We start from the raw sequence: 14,337 nt of genomic DNA on the forward strand, positions 1-14,337 counted from the left end.
CCTTAACCAACCATACCTGTCGGCATAGTGATTTCGGCTTTTTCCGGTGGTAGCCGCAAGTTCTGACACAGAACCCCATTCCTTATGCTGTCCTTTCCGAAACGCCGTCTGATTTCTTCAACACACTTTTCCATTCGCTCCAATTTGTCCTGCTTTGCGGCGTCCATAAACATATCTATTTGACGGGGCGTGTCTTGTGGAATAAGATTTATGGCTTGTACTGTCACAGAACGGATAGGGTTATTCCACCCATATCTTTTTTCAAACAACTGAAAAGCGGTCTTTGCAATAATCATCGGAGACTGTGTAGGAAGTGCAATCTTCGTCTGCCATTGCCTTGTATTGAGCGTGTTGTCTCTAATATGTATTGCGACACCTTCTGCACTCAGTCCGTGAACACGGAGCTTGTGTCCGATGTCTTGGGTTAATTCGAGAAACACGGGCCACACCTGCTCCGGTTTCTCTAAATCTGCTACTGTTGTTATACCGTGTCCTACACTTTTTATAGGAGAAACGAAATCTTTCTTGGCAACAAGGGAAAGGTCGTTGCCGTTGGCATAGTTCCATAAAACTACTCCGTTCTTTCCTAATCTTCTGCGTAAGAACTCAGGGTCGTTATTCGCTAAATCCCCGATGGTACGAATACAATAGCTGTCAAGCACTCGCTGGGTTGCCCGTCCTACACCGAGCAGGTCAGCGGCAGGAAGTCCCCAAATCTTTTCTTTGAATGTATCCTTTGGTATAACGGTTACTGCGTCCGGTTTCTTCATATCCGAGCCGAGCTTCGCAAATATCTTATTAAAGGAAACACCCACAGAAATCGTCAAGCCGAGTTCAAACTTCATCGTTTCACGAATTTCATTTGCCACCTTTTCCGGCGAACCGAAAAGGCTTTCTGTCCCGCTAATATCCAGCCAACACTCGTCCATACCATACGGTTCAACTTGGTCGGTATATCGCTCATAAACGCTTCTCGCAAGCTTTGAGTATTTGATATACTCCTCATAATGGGGCGGCACTACAACCAAGTCCTTGCACTTCTGTTTAGCCTGCCATACTGCGTCCCCGGTTTTCACATCAAAAGCCTTTGCTTTGTAGTTCTTTGCAAGCACGATACCGTGTCGTTCCTCCACAGAGCCGCAGACAGCAATCGGATATTTCTTCAATGCGGGGTCGAGCATACATTCGACGCTGGCATAGAAGTTGTTCATATCACAATGAAGTATGCTTCGTAACATTTTTTGAACCCCCCTTGACATTTTGGGAAGTTTAGTGTAAACTATGAGTAGTTCAACTTCCTGTTTCTTATTATACGCAGTTTAAGTGTACTTGTCAAGAGTAAATGAGAAGTTAAACTGTAAATATTCTTTTAAGGAGTGAAATCAAAGATGACATTCGGTGAAAAAGTCAAAGCAGAGAGGACTAAACTCGGTCTTAATCAGGATGAATTGGCTGAAAAAATAGGCGTAACCCGACGTGTAATTTGTTCTTATGAAAATGATAAATCCCGTCCGAGAGGAACGGAAAGATACAAGAAGCTGGCAGAAGCATTAAATGTAAATGTGAATTATCTGCTGTCTGAGGATGACGCTTTCATCGCCGATGTAGAGGATAAATACGGACGCAGAGGGGCAAGACAGGCTCAGGAGTTGCTTGCAGAAGTTACCGGTCTGTTTGCCGGCGGCGAAATGGCTGACGAAGATATGCGTGAAATGGTTGACGCTATTCAGGAAGCATATCTTATTGCAAAGAAGAACAATAAAAAATACACCCCGAAGAAATACCGCAAAGACGAGTAATCCTCACAGTGAACTAAGTCCAATATATGGGACACACAATAGTTTATAATTTATTATAGGGTAAATATCCGATATACTATAATATGGGAGGTGAGCCGGATTGGGGTATTACACTACGGCTGAAATTGTGAAAATCGTCAACAAGCTCATTGACCGTTGCGGTACTCGTGACCCGTACAAGGTCGCAAAAGAGCTTGGTATCAATATTATCTACCGAGATTTTGAAAAGCAGCGTGGAGCATACAAGGTCATTCTGAAGAACCGCTTTGTTTTCCTTAAAAACGGTATGCACCCGGTCGTGGAACAGATAGTGCTATGGCACGAAATCGGACACGATGTTCTCCACAGGCAAGAAGCGGTTGCTGTCGGCGGGTTCAAAGAGTTCAACATCTTTGATATGAGAGAGAACCGTATGGAGTATGAAGCAAATATCTTCGCTTCTCAGGCTTCGCTCCCGGACGACACCATTTTGGAATACATTGAAAACGGCTATGACATTCAGCAGATTGCACGGGCAATGTGTTCCGACATAAACCTAATTGCTCTGAAAGTAGATACGCTGATTGCACAAGGCTATCAACTTCGCAAACAGGAACACCAAAACGATTTTCTTAAATACAGTAAAAAAATATAAGACCGTCAAGTCTCGAATGAGATCTGACGGTCTAATTTTTATCAGTTTTTATTATATCCGAATTGTCTTGTGCAAAGGGTATCTTTCCACCATTTTTCACGACTCAGTATGTAATTATCATCCATTCGTGCGTTATAGTTTTCTAATACTGAATACTGAAAATTTGCTTTTATATAATCAAACCCTTTGGTGTCAACAATATGTTTAAGTTCAACATTCCCACCGTGTCCATTGTCTATATAGTTAGTCCACCTTTGAAGCAACATTCCATACTGAGCAGTTGCCGAGCCAACATACATTTTTCCGTTGCTGGTATCAGTTATAAGATAAACTGCTTTTTGATTTCTCAAAGCATCAAGCCAACCGCTGCGTTTATTCCGAATAATCGTTTCCAGTTGTGAAAAACTCAATCTTATGTTCTCATAACCCGGAAATTCGTCACCATCATAAGCAGTAGAAAGAATTTCTATTACTTCCAGTTCCTCCATCATAGACTCATAGGTTCTTCCCATGCCTTAACCCTGTATGCCATCCTGTTGTCCTCCTGCAAAAAATGAGTGAGGGGATTTCCATCCCTCACCCAGTAGCCCGCAGGATGGCAGGCTGTTTTAGAAGCTATAAAATTTTCCGCAGCTTCTTCCGCAGATGGTCTAACCTCGCATAGATGGCACCAGTCGTCAAATGCACAAGCGGGGCAATCTCCTTTGTGGAATACCCCTGCATTTTCAGCAGGACGATTTTCAAGGTACGCCCGTCCACCGTGACTAATACTTGATAGAGATTTTCGCTCTCAATCTCTTCCAGTAACTCCGCAACCGTACCCACTTCCGCCTGCCGCTCCCTGCCTGCCATGTCCTCAAGATATTCCGCAACGTCATTCGTCCATCGGTAAAACCGCCTGTTGGAATTGAAGTCTGCCCTGTCCGCCATGCGTATCTGCTCAATGGTCGCTTCATCAACGCCGCACTCACGCAGCAGCTTTTCCTCCGCTTCTTTCCAGATACGCCATTTCCTGTCCTCCCGTCCGTGGTTGTATGCCATTCTTACTTCCTCCAATCAGAATTGATTGAGAGGGCAGAGAAAAGCCCCCTCATCTTCCCAAAGGAAAAAACAAGGGGGCTGAACGCCTTAAATTTTAATTTTCTATTATCTTTCTTAGTTTTATTAGGATTCTGGCTTTGCGTTTGTTTACAACGCTCTGGGTTATGCCCAACCTCGCCCCGACTTCACGCTCGGAAAGTCCGTCAAAAAAGATTGCCTGTATCAGCTCCTGTTCACTATCCGACAGCAAAGGCAGGGCGGCTTTCAGCCTGTCCACCATGACCGCATTGACAACGGTTTCTGCAATGTCCACCGCTTCATCAGTGATAAAGTCCAGAGGATTCCCCTCGCTGTCCGTAAATCCGTCGAGAGATAGCAGTCTATTCTTTGTATCTAATTTTTGCAGATAACGCCACCGTTCCTTGTCACGGTAGAAGTCTGTGTATTGCTCCCTCACGACTTCAAGCAGACAGCCTTGAATGGGGATAAACAGCTTGTCCATATAGGTCTGGTCGGATTCCCTGCAACGGCAGAACTCCGTGTAGGATAATTCCACATAGCCGCCACTTTCTCTGATATATACCTTTCTTGGTGCATATTTCACCATAAATACCTCCCATCTGAATTTTTGAAATGTAAAAAATCCAGATGGAGAGGCGGAGAACGACACCGCATATCAGAAACAGCCCTACGGCACTTTCCAACAAAAATCGACAAAAGAAAAACCGCAAAGGCTCTGTGACCTTTACGGTTATAGGAAATAGTAATTCTATTGTATGGAGATTGTACTTCTACTTTCAAGGTGAGAAGTACCGTTGCACTGGCAGAAATTTTTTTAACTGGTTTCCTGCCGTTCTCTGATATGCTATGTATTGATAAATTTTGCTTCGTATGAGCAGATAGATAACTGCCCGAAAAAAGGACATAAAAAAATCCCTCCAAATTTAAAAACAAATTCAGAGGGTAATTTAGGGTATAACAAAATAACCCACCCGAATATCGTTTTTTTTATTTGGTGAGTTTGTTCTTTCAAATACGAAACAAATGCTCATGTACGGTAAAGTATCACAAGAAAATTATGTCGAATTGACAGCCGCCTCCGCTATACCGAATAAGGAAATAAAGAGTCCTCAAATTTTGCGCTACTAAATGAAGACGAGCGGAAGTAATCTCCCGCTCGTCAGTAAACTTAACTATGCCATATCAATCCCGCTTCTTTCCCGCCACCGGCACTAAGAACAGCGCGGGCAACAGCAGGAAAGCGGTACAGACCAGCCCCCAGGGTATGGACACCTGCTGGGCTACCAGCCCCACAATAGGCCCGCCGATGATCTGCCCGAAAGAGTCCAGCTGTCCGCTGGTGGAAAAGACTGTGGCGCGCATTTTCTCATCCACATGGTCGTTCATCCAGGCGGCCAGCACAGGCTCCTTGATGGTGCGCATAAGCCCCGCCAGCAGGAACACCAACAACATGAACCAAAAGCTCCGCCCCACCGCGAAGAGAACCAGGCACAGGATATACCCGGCGCTGGTGGACATGACCACACTGGTTCGGCTGACAGTCCCTTTTTTCTCCATGCGGGCGATGAGCAACTGAGAAGCCAGAATACCTAAGCCGCTGCCGATAAGACTGATAACACCGAACCAAGTGACGCTGTTCAGCGGCCCGATAACGGGTATTACCGTGTCATCCAGAAAATGAGCGGTGGAGAGCCGGTCAAAGCCTTCACTGGCAAGTCCCCCGCATAGTGTGATTGCTAAGAGCGCCAGCAACACAGGTGCGCCTTTCACAAAGCCCAGGTTGAGCTTGAACAGGCAGACAAAGTCTTTAAGCAAGCCCTGCCGTTCCTCAATAGCAGGGGAGAAGTTGGTTTCTGGCATGATGCGACCCAACACCAGCCCCAACAACAAGCACAAACTGCCCCCCAAGATGAGAGGCATTTGCAGGTTTATGTTTCCCAGCAGTGTGCCCAGCACCACGCCCAGAACGCCGCCGATTTGCCCCATTTGACTGCCCCGCAGGAACACCTTGTCTATGGGTTTGTCCTCTTCCTCCGAGGCAATCCACGCCTCCAGAGCGCCGGTGATGAAGGTATCACCGCAACCCCAGACAACCTGGGCCAGCAGAACCGTCGCGAACCACGGTAGCGCACCCTCCATCAGAAAGCCCAGGCCGTAGAGGAACATTCCAATCAGCACCGAGCGCCGACGGCTATACAAATCCGCCACCACACCGGTGGGCATCTCGAACAGAAAGCAGGAGGTCTCCTGAACCGTCCCTACCAGGACAAGCTGGAAAGCATCCAGCTGCACCACCTCCAGGTGGTACACGATGGAAAGCACTGTGGACATAGAAACCGCCAGGGAACAGACAAATCGGAACAGCAGGTAGACAGAATATGCCTTTGAATTTTTAGCAAACATGAAGTTACATTCTCCTTTCAAATCTCATTTTATATGACTTTTGCAAGCTGTTAAGCTAACTTGTGGAACATATGCCGAACCTTATCTATACGGCTATTCGGGCGGCGGGGTTGGCAAATAAATTTACCAATAGCTGGCTGGTATCCTTTTAACTCTGTCAAGCAGACTCCCTGCCCATTTGTGAAATAAGTTAAATCGTTCCTGTATTCTTGAATACATCTAGCAGGGATTTCTCCTTTCAGAATGACCTCGTCATTCTTTATCTGAGTACTTACAATATCTGCACAATACCTTGGAGCATCATGATACGCCCGTGAGAGATATTCCTGCGGTGCATAAATTTCAAAGTGGAGATATGGCTCTAATAGTTCTGTCCCTGCTTTTTTTAAAGCCTGCTCCAATACGATAGGGGAAAGCAGCCGAAAGTCTGCGGGGGTACTTACAGGACTATAATACAATCCATATTCAAAACAGATTTTACAGTCTGTCACTTTCCATCCATACAGCCCCTGCTCGCAGCCATAAAGAACCCCCTCCATAACCGCATTTTGGAACGATTGATTTAAATATCCAAGTGAAACTCTGCTTTCATACTGCACTCCGCTTCCAATAGGGAGCGGCTCTATGGACAACCCGACAGAAGCCCAGAAAGGATTTGGCGGGACTTCTATGTGGATGGTATATTCTGCTTTTCTAAGCGGTCTTTCCAGATAAATAACCGAAGGCTCTTTCATAGCCACGCCCACATGATATTTTTCTTCTAATAGCGAACAAATAACTTCTAACTGTACTTTTCCCAAAAAAGATAACATAATCTCATGTGTAACAGTATCAATGTCAAAATGCAAAAGAGGGTCTGTATCAGCAATCTCTGCGAGGGCATTTAACAGGGCTTCCCTTTGCTCCGGCTTTTGCGGCTCTACCGTTGTCCGAAGTAATGGCATGGGATTATCAATCCATGTTTTGTGAGGCAGGAGTTTTTCATTTCCCAGAATGTCGTTCAGTTTCAAAGTATCATCAGCTAAAATAACAATTTCTCCCGGACAGGCATGGTCAGCCGGGACGATTTCACCATTTGACGGAATACACATTTCTGTAATCTTTATTTTTTTCTTTTTTGACAGCAGCAGGGTATCCCGTAAATGGAGCGTCCCATGATACAGGCGTAAATAAGAAAGCCGTTTTTTCCGCTCTGTATACTCAACCTTAAAAACATATCCACATAATTCAGACTGAATATCGTCTGTTTCTGTAATGAAAGTTTCTGTAACCGCTTCAATCAGTTTTTCTGTTCCTAAATTGTCTTTTGCACTCCCATGATAAACAGGAAACAAAGAGCAGCATCTGGTTCTTTTGCACTTTTCATATTGTAATTCCTGTATATCCAAAGAATCCTCTGCAACATATCGTTCTAATAGTTCATCGCTTCCGGAAATAATCATATCCCATTTGTCCAAATCAGAAATATCGGTCATGGATATTTGGGGCGACAGGGAAACCTCCTGCATGACAATCATATCACTGGTAAGTTTGTCTTTAATGCTTTGGTAAACACGCTGTAGGTCGATTCCATTTTGGTCTATCTTATTTATAAAGATAATTGTCGGAATGTTCATTTTCTGAAGCGCATGGAATAATATACGCGTCTGTGCCTGTACGCCGTCTTTTGCCGAAATGACTAAAACAGCTCCGTCAAGGACAGATAAAGCACGGTATGCTTCGGTTAAAAAATCCATATGGCCTGGCGTATCTATAATGTTGACTTTTACATCCTCCCACTGAAAAGATGTCACTGCTGTCTGGATAGTGATTCCCCTTTGACGCTCCAAATTCATTGTATCTGTCCTTGTTGTGCCTTCATCTACGCTCCCTAGTTCTGCAATTGCACCACTGGTATACAATAAACTTTCCGTTAATGTTGTCTTTCCTGCGTCAACGTGAGCCAGAATGCCTAAGTTAATTATTTTCATGTGATTTTCCTCCTATCAACACCCAAAAAAGGGCATAAAAATACCCAGTGATAAATACTCCTATCACTGGGTAAATAACTCCAATAGCCCCAAAACACTTATATGTTTTCGGGCATATAAAATTACATGATAAAAGTATTCTTAAACTGGGTACAAAAAACTAAGCCCCATATTAAAAGTGAAACGGGACTGCTACTTTTTGTTCCCACTATCAAATTGACAGTTTATTTAAGAATACCTTGCCGCATATTTATTAACTCCTTGTCTAATACTGAATCTAATTATATTCCTTAACCCTTTATTTGTCAAGCCTATATTTAAAGAACATAATAGAAAACTGTTCTGACAGATTTAGAGTATGTGATATTTTACACAATAATATCAAGCAATATGAAAGATACTAAAGTCAAGCGAAAGAAAAAATGTTATGGATTATTTGAAAACGGCAGATGAAATTGTTGATGTCTATTTTGTCACATATATAGAGTCTTGTGATAAGAATAATAATTCACATTCTACATCTTGGAGAAATAGATATATAGGTCAAGACGGTGTTATCTATATTCTTAAGAATGGAAACAGACAATTCTTTGTTTGGCATCCTGTTGACGATGATTTTAAACCAATTACTTCTTTGGGAATTATTAGTTCCCGTGATGATTATTATATTAAAAAGAACAATCTATTAGTAACAACTCAGAATTCCATTTACAAATTCAGGCTTATCAACAAGGAGGTGAACACTGATGATAAAACTTAACAAAATGGAACAAAATGAATATAACGCTTTTATTGTTGCTGTTGTTCCTTCATTATTACCCGGCACATACCACTTTAGAGACTTTTTCACAAATAGAGTTACATCTGCAAGAATCGGTCGTAAATTCTATGAAGATGTTGTCAATGGTATATATCCGCATATTTCTCTTGTTGGGACAAAGGCTTCAGAAGGTTATATTTGTTCTTGAGTAAATACCTGATTTCTCATAATGTACTTGATGGCTACTCAAACGAGCAGCCATCTTTTTAATATGCCGGAATACCGTATCCGTAGATAACAGAGCTTCCGACAGGGTATGTTTTGGTTCTGCAAGTGTCGCCTGAGTTGCCCTCAACGGTATAGACTGTACCGTTTTCGCATTTCTGAACAATACCGGTGTGGTCTGTCACACCGTCGCCCTCCCAGTCAAAGAAAATGATTGTACCGGGCGAAGGCTCATACGAACCGTCTGCCCACTGTCCTCGGTCTCTGAACCATTGTACACCGTTTACACAGCCGGCATACTTTGGAATAATACCGGCGTCGATATATCCGCACTCGTTAGCACACCAAGAGACGAAGCAGGCACACCATTCTACACGGGAGTCAAATCCGTACCAAGACCAGTAAGGCTGACCGCCTACATTACCCACCTGTGACAAGGCAACCGTTACGATTTGGTCGTCGCTGTATCCGATACCGTAAAGCACCTGAGACCATAGTTGATTGTTTTCGTCCTTTAGCAGCTCGGCAAGATACTCTTTCTGCTCCTGATTAAATCCGTACATAGCCGCCATTTCATCAACGGTCTTGTGCGATACCGTGATATACAGGAAAGTTTCTGTTACTGTGGTTTCGGTCTGTACGATGTTGCCGTGTCCGTCGTCGCTTTCTTCGATTTCGGTATGGGTTTTCGTTTCCGTTCGGGAAGAAATATCGTTCATTTCCCAAAAAATATCCGACAGTAGCTGCTTCTTGGTTTCATCAACCGTAGCAACCTCCATCGGATTGTCGGGGTCGGTATTCACTTTAACAGAATAGACCGCAAGAACATCTTTCCAAACAGCTCTGCTTCCGCTCATTTCAAGCACATCATAGCTTACAGAGTTCTTTTCCTGTTCCAATCGGTCATCATATTCCTGATTGATTTCCTGAACGACTGTCTGCATTGACATTCCCGTGCCGGAATCCTCTCCCGAAAAGAAGATACCGAACACAGAACCTGCAATCAAGGCTACAAGACATAGCACAATAATTACTACCACCGCAACCCAACCGCCGGCAGCGATAGCGGCAATAAGACCTTTTACCGCCGCTATGATTGCTTTTACTGCGGCAATGGTGGCTTTGGCTGCGGCTTTAATCGTAGCGGCTGTTGCTTTGGCTGTGGCTTTTGCCGCCTGTGCCGCTTTCTGCGAAGCCTTAACTGTCGCCTGAGCTGTTTTCTGTGCCGCTTTTGCCGCTTGCTGACTGGTTTTTATCGCAGTCTTTGCAGTCTGCTCAGCCGTCTTAACCGATTTCTGTGCGGTCTTTGTTGCTTCTTTTCCGGCAAACTTAATGGTTTTCTTTCCGGAGGAAGTGGCAGACTGCTTTATGGTCTTTTCCGCCTTATCGACAGTCTTAATCGCAGAGCTTGTGTTTTGCGAAGCCTGTTTTCTCAAAGACTGCTCGGCTCGCTGCTGCTTGAAACGCTGAATACCGTCCTTTGCGGTGCGGATATTCTCTTTTGTGGTTTCAAGTCCCTTTCGTCCCGCCTTGTCAAACGCATAGGCACCATCGTGAAACACCTCGTCAATACCGCTTTCCAGTTTATCGGAAGCGTATTCCTCGGCAGAACTGCTGTTGGCATTTACCGACCGCTCCGCCTTTTCTTTTGTTGCGATATACGCCTGCTTCATTCGTTGGGTTGCGACGGCAGCCTTATCTATTGTTCGTATCGTACCTTTTGCATTGTCTTTCGTTTTAATATCAGCCATACAATCCCTCCTTCCTATGCAGGCTGAACTACCTGTTGTATTATTCGTTTATTAGCTTCGCCACTACAACAAGTCTGCCGTTTGTCCGGGAATACTCACAGGTGGAAAGGGTCAGGAGCTTGTCGCCGTATTCGGCGGTTATGCCGGTTTCGTAAAGCGACAGTTTCTTGCACTTCTCAACATAGGCAGTGAAATCCTCGGCGGTGTCCGCATTGACGAACTGATAATATTTGAAGCTGTCGGGACTATCCGTATATACTACGGTTTTGAACACGGCAATTACTTCATAGGTCTGTCTATCGGTCAGCGTATCAAAGGATACTGTTTTGTGCTTTTCCCAAAAGCTCTTGTCCTTGAATTTCATAAGACCGGCGAACATAGAGCCGTCGTTCATATGATGACCGTAGATAATGATATTGTCGCTTGGCAGTTCCATATCGCAGTTTTCCTGAACATAAGGACAGCCGTAGTCGGTGTATGCCTTATCAAAGCCGTGCTTCAGATAGAAGTTCGGGTTGTCCTTTGACTGCATAACGGGATAATTGATTTTTGTGTCCTCAACCTTAATCCAGCCGACCATATCGTTATTTTGCAGATAAAGCTCCTGATACTCCGGGATAAAGGTCTTTTCTTCGGAGTAGTTCATCAGCTCTGTGGTTTCTTCAGGCTCGGTCTCCACAACCTCAATCAGATTGTCGTACATCTCAGCCTGCTTTGCAGAGTCGCAATAGTGCTTGATGAGAAAACCTGAACTGACGGCAAATACAATGCTGAAAGCACAGATTATGGCAATATAGATTTTGTTTTTCATAGGTGTTTCCTTTCTCATTTACAGAATAGGGCAAGGGTTATGCACCCTCGCCCGGTTTGGTTGTCATCAGCTTATACAGCTTCGTATTCTTCGGGAACTTATTTGCAAACGGCACAAGCGAACTGCCGACCTTAATCAATCCGTGTCCTGCGTCAACATTCGTGATATACGAAAGCTGGAGGTCAGAAATGTTAAGGAGCTTTGCAAGCTCAATTCTGTCGGTTGACGCCTGATTGAGCATAATCAAAAACTCGCTGTTTGCAAGCATAGTTCTCGCTGTATGGCTCTGCAAAAGGTCGTCCACATTCTGTGTAATGCCGGTGGCATAAGCGCCGTACTTTCTTACACGCTTCCAAAGCGTAAACAGGAAGTTTGCAGAATACTCGTGCTGGAACAGGAGGTAGATTTCATCAATGAAGATAAAGGTCTGCTTACCTTTAGCACGGTTCTGTGTAATACGGTTCAGAATAGAGTCGAGGACGACAAGCATACCGATAGGCATAAGCTGCTTGCCGAGGTCAAGAATGTCATAACAGATAAGTCGGTTATCCGTATCAACATTGGTTGGCTTTGCAAAGGTATTCAAAGAACCGTGAGTAAACAGCTCGATAGCAAGGGCGATTTCCTTTGCTTCCGGCTCGTCCTGTTTCAAAAGCTCCGCACGAAAATCCTGCAAGGTAGGAACAGTACCGGTATATCCTCTCTGCTGATAGTCTCGGTAAACACTTGCCGTACAACGGTCGATGATAGATTTCTGCTTTGCTCCGAGGTTTGTACCGCCGATAAGCTGTTCGCAAAGGGACATAATGAACTCGGATTTCAGGATAACCGGGTTTGCTCCGTCGCCGTATTCCTTGTTCATATCCATCGCATTGATATGGCTCGGAGAAGTAGCGGAAATATTGATTATTTCGCCGCCGAGAGCTTTTACAAGCTGCGAATACTCTCGCTCAGGGTCTATGATAATAACATCTGCATTGGAGGAAAGAATGATATTTTCAATTTCACCCTTTGCCGCAAAGGATTTTCCGCCGCCGGATACGCCGAGAATAAAAGAGTTGCCGTTGAGTAGCTGTCTGCGGTCGGCAATAATCATATTTTTACTGATGACATTCTGACCGTAGTAAATGCCGTTTTCGTGGTAAATGTCCTGAACCCTGAAGGGAATAAAGACCGCAAGGCTTTCTGTGGTAAGGGTTCTGAATGCGTCAATCTTGCGTGTTCCAAAGGGCATAGCCGTATTCAGTCCGTCCATCTGCTGATACTTGAGAACGGCAAACTGGCACAAATGCTTTCTTGCCGTAGTAAGCAGAGCTTCGGTGTCGTTATCAAGCTGTTCTTTGGAGTCCGCAGTATGAACCATAGTGAGTACAGCGAACATCATTCGCTGATCACGAGTGGTAAGGTCATCAAGGAACTCCTTCATTTCCTTTTTCTGCTGTTCCATATCATACGGAACGGTAGCGGAAAAGTTATTGTTCTGATTCTGCTTTCTCTGCCAGTTGGTTATATTCGTCTCAACCCCAAGCAGTCTGCTCTCTGCTTCTCGCACCGCTTCATCGGTAGGAACAGGTACGATGTCAATGGACATCATCAGGTTGCGGTTCAGGTCGGTAAGCTCGGCTACCATACTGTCCTTGATATAGGAAGCGTACTCACGAAGAAAAAGGACTCTCCCGTAACGGTTTCCCATTTTGAAGTAGTCCTTTTCAAATTCCATTGTATCGGGGCAAACATAATCCTTGAAATCGTGTCCCTTCTTTCTCGTTTCCTTAATATTGAAGTGGTAGGCGGTTTCCTCCCCGACACGGAAGAAATCGTGGACAATTCTCAGTCTCTCATCGGTTTCAAGCTCCACACATTTGCTTCCGAGTCTTGCAAAGTGGGCAATCAGGTCAGCACCGACACGGGCAAAATAGGTTCGTGCGTCCTCCACGCTCTTTTTATTGATGGAGATAGTAACATATTTATCCTGAACGATGGCATTTGCCCCGGTTGCCTTGTCGAGAAGCATTTTGTTATATTCCTCTCGGTAAACATCAAGCTCATCGCCGGTTTCGGGGATAAGAATGGTTTTCTCAAAGTCAAGACGGTTAAGCCGTCTGTTGTTGATAGTCAGCTTTGTAGTAGCTCCGCTGTCAAGAGAGTTGAGAAGCTCGGAGTATTCAAGGAACATTGCTTCCTTATCCTCACGGCTCGCTACGGCATAGTTAATATCCGTGAACTTGAAGCTTTTGGAATACTTGTCCTTGCCTACACGGAAAATGCCGTCATCATAAATAGCGGTAATGGGAATACAATCCTGTACGCCCTTTGGTACTACGAACTTTTCTTTGTCCTGCTTTAACAGGTTTGTAAGAGTTTTAATCATTGTTCTTATAAGCCTCCTTCTGTTTTTGTTCGATTGTCGGTTTCATCAATTCGTAATAGGTGTTGGTGGAATGAAAGACCAGCTTTTTCGGCATAAGGAACTCGGACTTTATCCACGCCCATATAAATTTCTCAGCCGTCATTCCGTTGTATTTCACAAAGCCGAGAGCCGCAAAAGGGGCAGCTCCCAAAATGCACACCCACGATACAGTTTCTGTTCCGAGGTACGGTTTTAGGAGGAAGTAAAGTCCTACCGCTACCGCACAGGCGAGGACAGAAAAAATGAACTGTCTGAGCGACAGTCCAAAAAACATTGACTCTGTGTAATTTCGTATCTCTCGGTTAATTTTGACTTCCATCAAAAGCTCCTTTCTCTGCGATATGCTTGTTTTGCGTGACGGATTTCATCAGAGCAGACGCAGGTGTCCGCAAGGCAAATCACATTGCCGTTTTTCTTTCCTCCGTAATACACACAATATTTGCAGTCGCAGTCGGCAGGCGTATAGCCCTGCCATCTATCGTTATTATTCTTGTTTTTCTTCATCAGAGAAC

The 14,337-nt window shown here is 44.5% G+C and carries 15 protein-coding genes; 4 read left to right on the forward strand and 11 right to left on the reverse strand.

What is annotated here, in order from left to right; all coding sequences use genetic code 11:
• Positions 1–2: 2 nt before the first annotated feature.
• A complete protein-coding gene (locus tag KQI32_RS05065; RefSeq protein ID WP_015573051.1) occupies positions 3–1,238 on the reverse strand; it encodes a DNA polymerase IV in 1,236 nt (411 codons plus the stop codon).
• A 150-nt stretch (positions 1,239–1,388) separates the two neighbouring features.
• On the opposite strand from KQI32_RS05065, the gene KQI32_RS05070 reads away from it, so the two are divergent.
• Complete coding sequence (locus tag KQI32_RS05070; protein ID WP_015573052.1) at positions 1,389–1,799, forward strand: helix-turn-helix domain-containing protein; 411 nt, start codon at positions 1,389–1,391, stop codon at positions 1,797–1,799.
• Positions 1,800–1,899: 100 nt separating this feature from the next.
• Complete coding sequence (locus KQI32_RS05075) at positions 1,900–2,433, forward strand: ImmA/IrrE family metallo-endopeptidase (protein ID WP_024721678.1); 534 nt, start codon at positions 1,900–1,902, stop codon at positions 2,431–2,433.
• Positions 2,434–2,474: 41 nt separating this feature from the next.
• On the opposite strand, the gene KQI32_RS05080 is transcribed toward KQI32_RS05075, so the two are convergent.
• The 5 genes from KQI32_RS05080 to tet(O/32/O) form a co-directional block, all read right to left on the reverse strand.
• Positions 2,475–2,945 (reverse strand): GIY-YIG nuclease family protein, encoded by a 471-nt coding sequence (locus tag KQI32_RS05080; RefSeq protein ID WP_024721679.1) that lies wholly within the window; start codon positions 2,943–2,945, stop codon positions 2,475–2,477.
• A gap of 103 nt (positions 2,946–3,048) precedes the next feature.
• Entirely contained in the window at positions 3,049–3,474 is a 426-nt protein-coding gene (locus tag KQI32_RS05085; RefSeq protein ID WP_000323895.1) for a sigma-70 family RNA polymerase sigma factor, read from the reverse strand.
• A gap of 94 nt (positions 3,475–3,568) precedes the next feature.
• A complete protein-coding gene (locus tag KQI32_RS05090) occupies positions 3,569–4,078 on the reverse strand; it encodes a sigma-70 family RNA polymerase sigma factor (RefSeq protein WP_105116765.1) in 510 nt (169 codons plus the stop codon).
• Between the two features lie 599 nt (positions 4,079–4,677).
• Entirely contained in the window at positions 4,678–5,898 is a 1,221-nt protein-coding gene (gene tet(40), locus KQI32_RS05095) for a tetracycline efflux MFS transporter Tet(40) (RefSeq protein WP_216424208.1), read from the reverse strand.
• A 50-nt stretch (positions 5,899–5,948) separates the two neighbouring features.
• Positions 5,949–7,868 carry a tetracycline resistance ribosomal protection mosaic protein Tet(O/32/O) gene (tet(O/32/O), locus tag KQI32_RS05100; RefSeq protein ID WP_024721683.1) on the reverse strand — a complete coding sequence of 640 codons (1,920 nt, stop codon included), beginning with the start codon at positions 7,866–7,868 and terminating at the stop codon, positions 5,949–5,951.
• 427 nt (positions 7,869–8,295) lie between these two features.
• On the opposite strand from tet(O/32/O), the gene KQI32_RS05105 reads away from it, so the two are divergent.
• Complete coding sequence (locus KQI32_RS05105) at positions 8,296–8,628, forward strand: hypothetical protein (RefSeq protein ID WP_015573057.1); 333 nt, start codon at positions 8,296–8,298, stop codon at positions 8,626–8,628.
• Complete coding sequence (locus KQI32_RS05110; RefSeq protein ID WP_015573058.1) at positions 8,615–8,836, forward strand: hypothetical protein; 222 nt, start codon at positions 8,615–8,617, stop codon at positions 8,834–8,836. Before KQI32_RS05105 ends, KQI32_RS05110 begins: the two co-directional genes overlap by 14 nt.
• Positions 8,837–8,894: 58 nt before the next feature.
• On the opposite strand, the gene KQI32_RS05115 is transcribed toward KQI32_RS05110, so the two are convergent.
• From KQI32_RS05115 to KQI32_RS05135, 5 genes are read right to left on the reverse strand one after another with little or no spacing between them, the layout of a single operon-like run.
• The gene (locus KQI32_RS05115; RefSeq protein WP_015573059.1) at positions 8,895–10,604 is read right to left on the reverse strand and encodes a CHAP domain-containing protein; all 1,710 of its coding nucleotides are present in this window, start codon (positions 10,602–10,604) and stop codon (positions 8,895–8,897) included.
• Between the two features lie 40 nt (positions 10,605–10,644).
• Positions 10,645–11,415, reverse strand: a complete 771-nt coding sequence (gene srtB, locus KQI32_RS05120) for a class B sortase (RefSeq protein WP_015573060.1) — start codon at positions 11,413–11,415, stop codon at positions 10,645–10,647.
• A 37-nt stretch (positions 11,416–11,452) separates the two neighbouring features.
• A complete protein-coding gene (locus KQI32_RS05125) occupies positions 11,453–13,786 on the reverse strand; it encodes a VirB4-like conjugal transfer ATPase, CD1110 family (protein ID WP_015573061.1) in 2,334 nt (777 codons plus the stop codon).
• Positions 13,779–14,144, reverse strand: coding sequence for a PrgI family protein (locus KQI32_RS05130; protein ID WP_015573062.1), 366 nt, complete (start codon positions 14,142–14,144; stop codon positions 13,779–13,781). The genes KQI32_RS05125 and KQI32_RS05130 overlap by 8 nt, the downstream gene beginning before the upstream one ends.
• Positions 14,144–14,329, reverse strand: coding sequence for a hypothetical protein (locus KQI32_RS05135; protein ID WP_015573063.1), 186 nt, complete (start codon positions 14,327–14,329; stop codon positions 14,144–14,146). Before KQI32_RS05135 ends, KQI32_RS05130 begins: the two co-directional genes overlap by 1 nt.
• Positions 14,330–14,337 lie beyond the last annotated feature (8 nt).

Source organism: Acetivibrio sp. MSJd-27 (genome assembly GCF_018918095.1).
Taxonomy (GTDB): domain Bacteria; phylum Bacillota; class Clostridia; order UMGS1840; family HGM11507; genus HGM11507.

Coding starts and splice junctions, on each gene's coding strand:
- KQI32_RS05070 (WP_015573052.1), top strand. CDS start 1,389: ATGACATTCGGTGAAAAAGTCAAAGCAGAGAGGACTAAACTCGGTCTT.
- KQI32_RS05080 (WP_024721679.1), bottom strand. CDS start 2,945: ATGGGAAGAACCTATGAGTCTATGATGGAGGAACTGGAAGTAATAGAA.
- KQI32_RS05110 (WP_015573058.1), top strand. CDS start 8,615: ATGATAAAACTTAACAAAATGGAACAAAATGAATATAACGCTTTTATT.
- KQI32_RS05085 (WP_000323895.1), bottom strand. CDS start 3,474: ATGGCATACAACCACGGACGGGAGGACAGGAAATGGCGTATCTGGAAA.
- KQI32_RS05130 (WP_015573062.1), bottom strand. CDS start 14,144: ATGGAAGTCAAAATTAACCGAGAGATACGAAATTACACAGAGTCAATG.
- KQI32_RS05115 (WP_015573059.1), bottom strand. CDS start 10,604: ATGGCTGATATTAAAACGAAAGACAATGCAAAAGGTACGATACGAACA.
- KQI32_RS05135 (WP_015573063.1), bottom strand. CDS start 14,329: ATGAAGAAAAACAAGAATAATAACGATAGATGGCAGGGCTATACGCCT.
- KQI32_RS05125 (WP_015573061.1), bottom strand. CDS start 13,786: ATGATTAAAACTCTTACAAACCTGTTAAAGCAGGACAAAGAAAAGTTC.
- KQI32_RS05065 (WP_015573051.1), bottom strand. CDS start 1,238: ATGTTACGAAGCATACTTCATTGTGATATGAACAACTTCTATGCCAGC.
- srtB (WP_015573060.1), bottom strand. CDS start 11,415: ATGAAAAACAAAATCTATATTGCCATAATCTGTGCTTTCAGCATTGTA.
- KQI32_RS05105 (WP_015573057.1), top strand. CDS start 8,296: ATGGATTATTTGAAAACGGCAGATGAAATTGTTGATGTCTATTTTGTC.